We start from the raw sequence: 11,634 nt of genomic DNA on the forward strand, positions 1-11,634 counted from the left end.
AAGAATTATACATAGAGGTGAGAGCAATGCAACAATATGAGGAAGTTCGTTCTGTTCTAGAAAAAGCAAATAAAATTACGGTATTAACGGGTGCTGGTGCAAGTACGGAAAGTGGGATTCCAGATTTTCGTTCCGCAAATGGACTGTATGCAGATGCAAAAGTAGAAATGTACTTATCAAGGGGGTACTATAACCGGAGTCCAAAAGAGTTTTGGAAACATTATAAAGAAATATTTCAAATCAATACGTTTCATCAATATAAACCGAACCGTGGGCATGAGTTTTTAGCAGGCTTAGAAGAGGAAGGGAAAGATATCATAATATTAACACAAAATATCGATGGTTTACATCAATTAGGCGGTAGTAAACATGTTATCGATTTACATGGTACACTCCAAACAGCTCATTGCCCGAAATGTAAAATAAAATATGATTTGCAATATATGATCGATCATGAAGTGCCACGATGTGAAAAGTGTAATTTTATTTTGAATCCAGATGTCGTTTTATATGGTGATACATTACCACAATATCAAAATGCAATGCAGCGCTTATATGAAACGGACGTATTACTTGTGATGGGAACTTCATTAAAAGTGCAGCCGGTTGCATCGTTCCCGCAAATTGCGAAAAGAGAAGTAGGCGCAACGACTATTTTAGTGAATGAAGAGTTAACGGGGCAAGAGTATCATTTTGATTATGTCTTCGAGCAGAAGATTGGGCAGTTTGTAGATTGTTTTAAATGATATAGGAGAAACGAGATAAGATGTATTTATCTTAAGTTTTGTGTTAACTCTATGGTACGAGCGGTTTTAACTCATAATTAAAGCTGCTTGCCACATTTTTTCTTCAAAACCTTAAAAAATCATCATACTGATTTAAGGTGGATTCCTCCATGCATTTTGTAACATGCACATATACGACGGTCATTTACAAGCTGTTGGGAATTCTTTATTAAATTGGTGATTGATGAGAACTATTTGTGGGCGTTAGTTGGTCAAAAGCCGCAAATTAAAAAGAAAAATCGTACAACAGCAGATTGGGACAAACTTTGTGTGAAAGCTTCTGCTATGAGAGAAAAGGGAATGAAATATGTAGAAATAGCAAAAGTATTAGGTGTTGCAGAAGGATCAAAAATTTCATTCCAACTTCGTAAGAGAGGATGAATTAGATAATTTCACATACCATATTTAAAGAAGATAAAGGAAAATACAAAAGAATAATCCACATTTGAGGGCGTTGATTATGTAAACGAAAGCACTTTTCCTATATATAACCAGCGTCCTTTTTTATATAGGAGGATATCTATTAACATATACTTTTATAAATTTCTTAGTATATAGGTATTGATTTAAAGTAAAAAAGATAGAAAGTCAAAAAATTTTTTTTGGGTTATATTAAGGAGTATTTTGTAAATACCAGGATAGAAAGATAATTTAAAAACTAGCATAAGTTATTCTATGGAGCTATCAAAATATGTGTAGTACAAATTTTGTTTTTCCGTTGTACAATTATCTGTGATAATAGGGGGATTATTGTGGATATAACTAAAACTATAGCGAGGATGACAATTGATGGGAAAGAAATTTCGTTTATTTCAGTGGGAACTTCCGCCTGGGATAATGGACCAGTAAATGATTTAATTGTTTCAACGAAGGATCGAATCAAGGAGTATTACACACTTCTATGGTCACAACAAACAGTGGCAATTGTAATACATTTTCTTCGTGGTGCGGTTCAAGTGAAATTTGCTAAAGTCGTTGGAATCACAGATGGTCCAACGGGAGAGTATATATATCATTTTTCTTGGGGATAAAAAACGAATTCAATATTTCAGTATGTTTAGCTTTGATTAATAGATTAAGTAGTATCCATTTTCTTAGGCGCTGCCGTGATTGGTACAGCGTCTTATTATTTATTGGGGAAGAAGTAAATGCATTGGATTAATAAATGAAGATAAGCTTTTGAGAAAAGGGCAATTGATGCATGGTTGCTCTTTTTATTTACTTTTAATGGGAACTTGTTTTTCACTATGATACAATTGTATTAATTAATAATTCTGATATTAAACGTAGAAAGGAGTGTTAGAAAAAGTGAGTTTCCCAGATGAATTTGCAATAAAAATAAAAGAATATTTAGAAGACGAGAAGGATAAAAAAATTATCAAGAACGGGCACAGAGATGTAATCTATCAATATTTATATGAATTAGAAATTAAGATAGGTTTTATAAAGAATCCTAATTTCAATTTTTTTACATCTGGTAGACGTACGCATATAGTAATAGAAAATATTGAATTTAAAACGGAAGTACATACTGAAAATAATATAATTGAAATCACAAAAATTGTTGATGAAGTAGTTACTCCTCTTGATACAATTATTGTAAAAGATGGAGAATTGTTCGCTTTAGGTCGTAATGAAAAATTTACGACAGAGATCTTAGAAGACTATCTGCGTGAAACATTTAGTAAAAAGTTAGGACTATCACTAGATCACTAATTAATTATTTTAAAGCATTCCTTATGGAGTGCTTTTTATTATGTGAAAATTACATGGGTGGTCTAATGGGAGGAATTTATCTCGGTTTTTCATTAGGAATTTAAATTTTCTTAATTTTCTTTATAAATACTGTAAATTATATTATCTATGTGCTTTAATATTATTAATAGAGAAGATTTTTATATCCAAATAAAAAAGTGTGATTTTATTTTTGCTATTTGTAAGCAATCATTTCCTGCTGGTTTAAGTTTCACTTGATGAAATGAAACTATTTTAAATGATATAGAGAGGAAAGCGAAATGAAAAAGAAGGAACAGAAAAAGAAGGAACAGAAAAAGAAGGAACAGAAAAAGAAACGGAAAAAGAAAACCCATATTCCCTTCCGATTAAATGTGTTATTTTTCTTTGTATTTCTTATGTTTTCAACTGTTATTATTCAGTTAGGTAAGGTTCAAATTATTGATGGTGAAACGTACAAAAATCAAGCTGAGAAAAAGGAAGAAAAAACAGTAAGTACTCCCGTTCCGCGCGGTAAAATTTTTGATCGAGAAGGCTCCCCTATTGTTGATAATAAGCCATTAAGAACAATTACATATACAAAGATGAAAGGTGTGAATGCGGAACAAATTTTACAGACGGCCAAACAACTTGCCGGGATGATTGAAATGCCGCAAGAGGCTATGGATAAGTTAACAGAAGTAGATAAGAAAGAATTTTGGATGCAATTACATAAGAAGCGAGCAACGGCAAAAGTAACGAAGGAAGATGAACAGAAGTTAAGGGCCAACAAATTAAAGGGGAAAGATTTTGATAAAAAGGTAGAAGAACTGAGAAGAGAACGTATTACAGCAGAAGAGTTAAATGAACTTACACGACAAGATATAGAAGTGCTAGCAATTAAAAGTAAAATGAATGCAGGTTACAATATGATTCCTAAAATCATAAAAAAGGACGTAAAGCCGGAAGAATTTGCGGTGGTTAGTGAAAGGTTAGCAAACCTTCCAGGTGTGGATACAACCGTCGATTGGGAACGTGAATATCCATATGATAAAATACTTCGTTCTGTACTTGGAAATGTTTCTAGTGCTGATGAAGGATTGCCGAAAGAACAGTTAGATTATTATTTAGTTCGGGATTATAACCGTAATGATCGTGTTGGAAAGAGCTATATTGAAAAGCAGTATGAAGATGCGCTGCATGGCGTAAAAGCACAATCAAAAAATATTACCGATAAGGAAGGAAATATCGTTCACACGGAACAAATTGTAAAAGGGAAAAGCGGCAATAATTTAATGTTAACGATCGATATGGAATTACAGAAGAGAGTAGAAGAAAGTATTGAAAAAAATTTAATGGCATTTAGAGGCGCAGAGCCTATGATGGATCGTGCTTTTGTAGTCATAATGAATCCTAAAAATGGACAGCTGTTATCCATCTCAGGAAAAAAACTAGTAAATAAAGATGGAAATATACAAGTAGAAGATTATGCACTTGGTACAATGACAAGCTCGTATGAATTAGGCTCAACAGTAAAAGGAGCTACTTTATTAACGGGTTATCAAACGGGTGCAATTCAACCATTTACTCATTTTTACGATGCGCCGATGACATTTAAGGGAACAACAAAAGCAAAGAAATCATGGAAAGATTTTGGTGATATCGATGATGTCAGAGCCCTGCAAGTATCTTCTAACGTATATATGTTTAACACCGCTTTAAAGATTGCGGGGATAGATTACGTACCAAATAGTCCGTTAAATATTAAACAAGAGACTTTTAATAAAATGCGTTACCACTTCGGACAATTTGGTTTAGGAGTTCCAACAGGTATTGATTTACCAAATGAAACAGCGGGACAAAGGGGGAGAAAAGATCATACACCAGGATTTTTACTTGATTATTCAATCGGTCAATATGATACGTATACGCCTCTTCAGCTTGCGCAATACATTTCGACGATTGCCAATGGTGGTTATCGTATGAAACCACAAATTGTACAAGAAATTAGGGAGCAACCGAATAAAGAGGGTGATATTGGAAAAGTCGTTCAATCGATGGAACCAGTCATTTTAAATCGCGTAGATATGGATATCTCTTATATCAATCAAGTGAAAGAAGGATTTAGAAAGGTATTTCAAGAAACGGATGGAACAGGTGTAGCCCATTTTCAAAATCTTCCTTATAAGCCTGCGGGCAAAACAGGAACAGCAGAAACGGTATATGGTGGCGATAGTGATGTAGGTAAAGATGGAAATGGTGATCGAAAAAGATGCTATAACCTTACTTTAGCAGGCTATGCCCCTTATGACGCGGAACCAGAAGTTGCATTTTCTGTCGTTGTCCCATGGGTGAACGATGATAAATCAGGGATTAATTCTAAAATTGGAAGAGAAATTTTAGACGCATATTTTGATTTGAAAGTGAAAAAATTTGGTGGGAATCCCGTCCCTGTAGTACAGCCGAATCCAAATAAACCGCAATAAATGATCTTTGAAGGGGGAGCTTGTTTGGGCAAGAAAATTTATTATTGGGATGCGTATAAATAAAATATTATCTTTCACGAAATGGATTCCCGTATTTAAAGCCATGGGGCCAATGATAAAAGAATTATATCAAAATCCTGAATTAGGTTTTCTACATACCGAATTCCTATTTAGTTGGAGGGGCGTAACACTTATCCAATATTGGAGGAGTTTTGAAGATTTAGAGGCATACGCTTATGGAAAAACACACGCTGTTGCTTAGGAAAATTTCAATACGAAAATAAAAAATAATGGCAGTGTAGGAATATATCATGAGACTTATAAAATCCAAAAAATGCATCAGAGGCTATCTATAATAATATGCCGAAGTTTGGGCTTTCCAATGCCTATTCTCATACTCCAGTATCTACAAACACAAATACAGCAAGGGAAAGAATGAGGGAGTAGGTACAAGTGCTAACAACTTTGATTTATGATCTTGCAAAAAAGAGTCCTAATAGGTAAGGAAACATACCTATTAGGACTCTTTTTATTTTATACATTTTGAGTCTTAATCATAAAGCGATGTTGTTTTGCATCAAAATACCCTTTTTGCAAGATAATCTGATGTATCTTATATAATTTATTTATATATGTTTCAGTTTTGAAATCAGGTACTTGCCATGGGATTGCTTTTAAATAATAGACGAGAGCGCCGATATCATAAAACCTTTGAACAGGAAACTCTTCTTTATATGTTAAAACTTTAAAACCATGTTGCTGGAGTTCGTTTAGAGCTGTTTCTAACTTCCAATTTGTAATTTCAGGATTGAGTGGTGCCCCTAGTGCTTCATTGATTTCTGCACAATCTAGACTACCTACTTGCTGCGTAAGAAAGATACCATTTGGAGAAAGGATCCTTTTTACTTCGGAAGCAGAGTATGATTCATGCTGATTTAAAATCAAATTGAATTGTCCGTCATCATACGGTAAGGTGTTGTCATCCGTTACCTCTACAACTTTTACACCTAAAGGTTCTAACTTCTTTTTGGCGATAGGAATATTAGGTGCATAACCTTCCGTTGCATAAATAGTAGGAGGAAAAGGGCGTAACAAGGATAAAAATTCTCCCCCACCCGTTCCCGTATCAAGCATAGAAGTAGCATGTTGCATAAGCGAAAAAGCCATGCTTCCGTAAGACCAAGAAAGTAACTGATTTTTTATGCGACCCGTTTCTGTAATAAAGGAAAAATTCCATCCGCTAAAACTCGCATTTGCATTTTCTAAAAGAGCTAAAAATAATTTGTCATTTTTCATGTTGGATCCTCCTGTTTATTAGATGGTAATTGAAATAAACAGAGAGGGAGGACCTCTAATTACAATATACGGTTGTTACGTTTCGTGTTCTAGTATTTTCAAATGGAATCACTCCTAATAAAAGTATGCTGTTTAACCTTTTAGATTTGTAAGTATGTTACCTTCTAAAAGTAAAAATAAAATCGATGAAGCAGTGGTATTGAACTACCACTAAGCGGCCATTTTGGGTACTTTTAAAGGGATTGGATTGGAAATATATGTTGGTATGCCAAGGAGATTATGAAGAAATATACTTAAGCTAACTGGCAGGTTAGCTGTACAAGTTATAAATTTAATGGTTTAAAGTTATAGAGCATTTCTTTGAATGAGGAATGCTTTTTATTTTTGCTTAAAACAAAAACCTACAATAAAAATGTTATTCAAATTAATAAAAATTTATTGTAAAACGATAAAATATATATTAAAATCAAAATCAGAATAAATAAGTGAGGTGCTTTTTATGGAAAAAGTAACAACATTGCTTTTAAAAATAGCTGTTATTCTTTTAGGAGTCCCAGTTCTTGCTCTGTGCATATTTTTGGTGCCTGAGATGGCGAATCTTGCAGCAAAATTGCTTCCAGAGTTTGCTTTTATAAAATATCTCGTTTTCATCGCTTTTGATGCATCGGCGATACCTTTTTACTTTGCTTTGTATCAGGCTTTCAAACTCTTACGCTATATTGACAAAAATAAAGCTTTCTCCGATTTATCTGTAAAAGCTTTAAAGAAAATCAAATACTGTGCCATCACAATCAGTATTTTGCATGTGCTAGTTTGGCCGCTCTTCTATATTTTTGCGGAAGTAGACGACGCACCAGGAGTTATCTTTGTCGGATTGGTTGTTCCTGTTGCTTCGATGGTTATCGCAGTCTTTGCGGCTGTTCTTCAAAAACTTTTACAAGAAGCAATTAATATCAAATCAGAAAATGATTTAACGGTCTGAGGTGAATAACAATGGCAATTATAATCAATATTGATGTGATGTTAGCAAAAAGGAAAATGAGCGTAACAGAACTTTCGGAGAAGGTTGGAATAACAATGGCAAACCTTTCTATATTGAAAAATGGAAAGGCAAAAGCAATTCGATTATCCACTTTAGAGGCAATTTGTAAGGCTTTAGAATGTCAGCCTGGAGATATTTTAGAATACAAAAGTGACGAAGACAGTTAAACATATTGAGGAGACTTAATATAACAATTATTAGGGGAGGTATAACTATGGACATTAACAATTTGATTATTGAAAATATTGCTAACCCTCATGAGCTGGAGAGAATGTATAGAAAAGACCCGAAAACTTTTAATAAGTCATTCTCACACGCATGGGAACAAAATCCTGATTCTCAGGTTCTTGGCGTTTGGTATGAAAGATTGCATTTCAAGGAGACGGCAAATACAGAAAAATCTTCCTTGCTTCAAAAAGGTTTCTTATTCATGGGCATTTTAGCCATTCTGGCCGGGATAAGCACCAGGATCATTTTCCATTTTGTCGAACAGGAAGCAATTGCTCCAATTAACCTAGCTTTTGGTATAATTCCCTTTATTGCTGCCTATTTTGTTTACAATAATACTCCGAAAAAAAGTGTTATTTATTCCCTTGCAGCGTTGTTCCTAATTTCCGGGTTTTATCTTAATATGCTGCCATTAAATTATAAAGACAGTATTATCCTTGCTTATTTACACCTTCCCATATTCTTATGGGTATTGGTAGGGCTTGCATTTACAGGAAATGAATATTCAAAAAGCAGTACAAGATTAGCCTATATTAAATTTAATTTGGAATATTGTATTCTCTACGCCAGTATGGCAGTTAGCGGAATGGTACTAGCAGCATTAACCATGCAGTTATTTAGCTTTGTTGGCTTGGATATAGAAGACTTCTATTTTAGTAATGTCGTTTTATTTGGTGCTGCCGCTCTCGCTATTGTGGCTGCATACCTGGTATCAATGAATCTTAAACTTGCTAAGAATATTACACCATATATAGCTAAAATTTTTAGTCCTCTTGTCCTGGTCACATTGTTGGTCTATCTTATAACGGTTATATGGGTCGGAAAAAATCCATTCTTGGACCGCAATTTCCTGATAGCCTTCAACGGAATACTCCTTGGTGTATTGGCCGTTACCATATTTTCCGTTACCGAGAGCGACTCAGACGAGAAAAAGAACATTTCAGATTATATCAATTTTGCCTTAATTGTTCTTGCGCTTATCATTGACAGTGTGGCTTTGTCAGCCATCGTATTCAGACTTTCTTCTTATGGGATTACTCCTAATAGACTTGCTGTTTTAGGAGTAAACATACTTATCTGGGCAAATCTAATTTGGATTATGCTCTCCTATATGCGTTTTCTACAAAATAAATCCGGACCTTCAACTATCCAAGATGCCGTTACTAAGTATTTGCCGGTCTACGGACTTTGGGCAGCTTTCGTTACATTTACTTTTCCTATAATTTTTAATTAGAAAGGCTCTGTTAATGTAACGAGAAGCTAATCTTCTATAACGTATAAAATCCTTAGAGCCGATATTATGCAGCTTTTTATACAGAGTTGCATAGTTTTGGCTTATTTTCATTACTAAAGTTAAAAAGAGGGTATTCAAACTAGAAGACATAATATATTGTTGCAACTGGATTCTTTAAAATATGTCCAGTTTCATGTGCCCAGCGAAAAAGGACTTCATGAAACGTATTTGATAAGCTAAACTTACAGGTTTTAAGTTTGAGCTTGATTTAGATTAAATGTGAAAAGATGTACTTACACTAAAGGGGGCTTTTCTTCAATAAGATTTGAATAATGATCTTTAATAATCGGGCGCGATTGTGGAAAAAAACTTAGATTTTTTAAACGACTTTATTGTTATATTTTTTAGTGTAGTTAAATACCTTACATCAAAATTGATGTAAGGTACTTTTTCAAAGGGATATCACTCAGTATCTAAAGGTTCGATGGTCATTTGTTGAGAAATAAATGAATACTTAACAATAAAAGGAAAATAATCGTAAGAAACGAAGAAGTTAAAGGTGAGCTTGCTGATATATGAGCTTTCTTCTATTACATTCATTAAAGGGGGATTATAAAATGTCTGATTTGTATTCTCGTCTTTCCAAAAATGATGCAGCTGTTCTTTTAGTGGACCATCAAACGGGTCTTATTTCTAGCCTAGTGCGTGACTATGGTGTTGATGAGTTCAAGAACAATGTTATGGCTCTTGCTAATACCGCTAATTTTTTTAGTTTACCAGTTATTTTAACAACAAGCTTTGAAAACGGACCGAACGGCCCACTCATGCATGAATTGGTTGAGCTCTTTCCTGGTGCGCCAAAAATAGCTCGTCCTGGACAAATTAATGCATGGGACAATGAAGAATTTGTTAAAGCTATTGAAGCAACAGGTAAAAAGCAATTAATAATTGCAGGGGTTGTTACGGATGTTTGTGTTGCGTTCCCAGCACTATCTGCTGTAAACGCAGGATATGAGGTATTTGTTGTAACTGATGCATCAGGGACTTTTAATAAACAAGTTGCAGATGCTGCCCTTATGCGTATGGCTCATGGAGGGGTCCAACTAATGAACTGGTTTAGCGTTGCAGCAGAATTACATCGTGACTGGCGAAATGACGTTGAAGGCTTTGGATCTTTACTTGCTAAACATCTTCCTAGTTATCAAAATATTATGGAAAGCTATATGAGAGCTCAAAGAGAGCTTAGCAAGTGAAATGACTTAATTAATAGTAGTACTGTTTCATTTTTTGCTTTTGTATTTCTATGATTATTTTTTTATGTGATGCCGTCTAATGAAGAGCTACGACGTACCATTCAATCTGCTACAAACAAATCTGAGGCATTTAATGGATTTATAAAGTGGCTCTTTATTGGTGGAGAAGGTATTATTTCTGAGAATGATCGTGAGAAACAGAAGAAAATTATTAAGTAAAATTACTTAGTTGCCAACTGTCTTAAGAAGGAAACCAAATGAAAAAGATTACAACAGAAGATTTTCGTTCATCAGAAAATGGAAAAAAAGGAGGTCTTCATGATGGGACAAAGTAACAAAGGCTTCTCCGAAATAGGGCTGCACAAAATGCGCAACGTGCTGGCACGACATGTCGATTCCGGGAAGATTCCTGGGGTCGTCGCCTTAGTCAGCCGGAACGGTCAGACGCACGTCGAAGCGCTCGGCACGATGCGCCATGATGGTGGTGCGCCGATGCACCGGGACACGATCTTTCGGATGGCCTCGACGTCCAAGCCGCTTGCGATTGCGGCGGCAATGATCCTGCTCGACGAGTGCAGGCTGCGGCTGGATGACCTAGTTGAGACGTGGCTACCGGAACTCGCCGACCGGCGGGTGCTGAAGCGGATCGACGGCGCGCTGGACGATACCGTGCCAGCGCGCCGGCCGATCACCGTACGGGACCTGCTGACTTCTACGTTCGGGCTCGGCATGGATATTACGTCGCTTGGCACTCCGATCATGAACGCGATCTTCGAGAAGGGACTCACGCCCGACCTCCCGGTGCCGATGCCCGAGCCGGATGAGTGGATGCGCCGCCTTGGCGAGCTTCCGCTGATGCACCAGCCCGGAGAGCGCTGGCAATACCACATCAGCAACGATCTACTCGGCGTGCTCGTCGCCAGGGTCACGGGCCAGTCGTTTGAAACATTCCTGCGCGAACGCATCTTCGCCCCCCTAGGCATGAAGGACACCGGTTTCCACGTGCCCGCCAATAAGATCGATCGGCTGCCGACCCTCTACGCCCCCGATCCGCAGACCGGAGAGTTTATCGTGTGGGACGAGGCCAAGGGGGGGCGCTGGAGCCAACCTCCGGCGTTCCAGGGCGGTGGCGGTGGGCTGGTCTCCACTGTCGACGACTACAACGCGTATTTACGGATGCTGCTGAATCATGGAATGCACGAAAGCGAACGGATCCTGTCCCGGCCCGCCGTCCAGCTGATGACCACCAACCGCCTCACGCCCGAACAGCAAGCCGCTCGAAACGCCATGGCCACCAACAACGTCCATGTGTCATTCGGCCAAGGGCAGCACGGTGGCTGGGGCTTCGGGATGGCGGTGCGCACCTACCGTGGCGACTACGCGCCCATCGGCCAGTTCGGCTGGGACGGCGGAAGCGGCACCACGACCTACGCCGATCCGGACAACCAGCTCACCGGAATCCTGCTTACCCAGGTCGGGCTGTCAGTCCCGAATTCGGCACGGCTTATCCACGACTTCTGGACCATGGTCTACCAGGCAATCGAAGACTGACACCGAGCCCACGGTTCGTCGTTCGTTTAAAAAAGGTCGATGAATT

11 protein-coding genes and 2 pseudogenes are annotated in these 11,634 nt (G+C 37.3%); 12 read left to right on the forward strand and 1 reads right to left on the reverse strand.

Annotated elements, in window-relative coordinates; genetic code table 11:
• Positions 1-26: 26 nt before the first annotated feature.
• The 6 genes and pseudogenes from HRG09_RS12920 to HRG09_RS12945 all read left to right on the forward strand — a co-directional run bounded on the left by HRG09_RS12920 (position 27) and on the right by HRG09_RS12945 (position 5,431).
• Entirely contained in the window at positions 27-746 is a 720-nt protein-coding gene (locus HRG09_RS12920; RefSeq protein ID WP_174101172.1) for an NAD-dependent protein deacylase, read from the forward strand.
• A 213-nt stretch (positions 747-959) separates the two neighbouring features.
• A complete protein-coding gene (locus HRG09_RS12925) occupies positions 960-1,166 on the forward strand; it encodes a hypothetical protein (protein WP_174101173.1) in 207 nt (68 codons plus the stop codon).
• A gap of 371 nt (positions 1,167-1,537) precedes the next feature.
• Complete coding sequence (locus HRG09_RS12930; protein ID WP_309232144.1) at positions 1,538-1,816, forward strand: hypothetical protein; 279 nt, start codon at positions 1,538-1,540, stop codon at positions 1,814-1,816.
• 277 nt (positions 1,817-2,093) lie between these two features.
• Positions 2,094-2,501 (forward strand): DUF3942 family protein, encoded by a 408-nt coding sequence (locus HRG09_RS12935; RefSeq protein WP_174101174.1) that lies wholly within the window; start codon positions 2,094-2,096, stop codon positions 2,499-2,501.
• Between the two features lie 299 nt (positions 2,502-2,800).
• Complete coding sequence (locus HRG09_RS12940; RefSeq protein WP_174101175.1) at positions 2,801-4,984, forward strand: peptidoglycan D,D-transpeptidase FtsI family protein; 2,184 nt, start codon at positions 2,801-2,803, stop codon at positions 4,982-4,984.
• Between the two features lie 7 nt (positions 4,985-4,991).
• Positions 4,992-5,431 (forward strand): annotated as a pseudogene (locus HRG09_RS12945) (DUF4188 domain-containing protein).
• Between the two features lie 87 nt (positions 5,432-5,518).
• On the opposite strand, the gene HRG09_RS12950 reads toward HRG09_RS12945, so the two are convergent.
• A complete protein-coding gene (locus HRG09_RS12950; RefSeq protein WP_174101176.1) occupies positions 5,519-6,280 on the reverse strand; it encodes a class I SAM-dependent methyltransferase in 762 nt (253 codons plus the stop codon).
• A 499-nt stretch (positions 6,281-6,779) separates the two neighbouring features.
• On the opposite strand from HRG09_RS12950, the gene HRG09_RS12955 reads away from it, so the two are divergent.
• The 6 genes and pseudogenes from HRG09_RS12955 (at position 6,780) to HRG09_RS12980 (ending at position 11,588) form a co-directional block, all read left to right on the forward strand.
• Positions 6,780-7,262: a DUF2975 domain-containing protein gene (locus HRG09_RS12955; RefSeq protein WP_174101177.1), complete on the forward strand. Its 483-nt coding sequence runs from the start codon at positions 6,780-6,782 to the stop codon at positions 7,260-7,262.
• Positions 7,263-7,273: 11 nt separating this feature from the next.
• The gene (locus tag HRG09_RS12960) at positions 7,274-7,489 is read left to right on the forward strand and encodes a helix-turn-helix domain-containing protein (protein WP_017153334.1); all 216 of its coding nucleotides are present in this window, start codon (positions 7,274-7,276) and stop codon (positions 7,487-7,489) included.
• A 47-nt stretch (positions 7,490-7,536) separates the two neighbouring features.
• The gene (locus HRG09_RS12965; RefSeq protein WP_174101178.1) at positions 7,537-8,784 is read left to right on the forward strand and encodes a DUF4153 domain-containing protein; all 1,248 of its coding nucleotides are present in this window, start codon (positions 7,537-7,539) and stop codon (positions 8,782-8,784) included.
• Between the two features lie 617 nt (positions 8,785-9,401).
• Entirely contained in the window at positions 9,402-10,037 is a 636-nt protein-coding gene (gene ycaC, locus HRG09_RS12970; RefSeq protein WP_174101179.1) for an isochorismate family cysteine hydrolase YcaC, read from the forward strand.
• A gap of 75 nt (positions 10,038-10,112) precedes the next feature.
• Positions 10,113-10,253, forward strand: a pseudogene (locus HRG09_RS12975) (Tn3 family transposase); the annotation flags it as partial.
• 105 nt (positions 10,254-10,358) lie between these two features.
• Entirely contained in the window at positions 10,359-11,588 is a 1,230-nt protein-coding gene (locus HRG09_RS12980; protein WP_174101180.1) for a serine hydrolase domain-containing protein, read from the forward strand.
• Positions 11,589-11,634: the final 46 nt, after the last annotated feature.

Origin of the sequence: Bacillus sp. Xin1, assembly GCF_013314535.1 — a bacterium.
Classification (GTDB): domain Bacteria; phylum Bacillota; class Bacilli; order Bacillales; family Bacillaceae_G; genus Bacillus_A.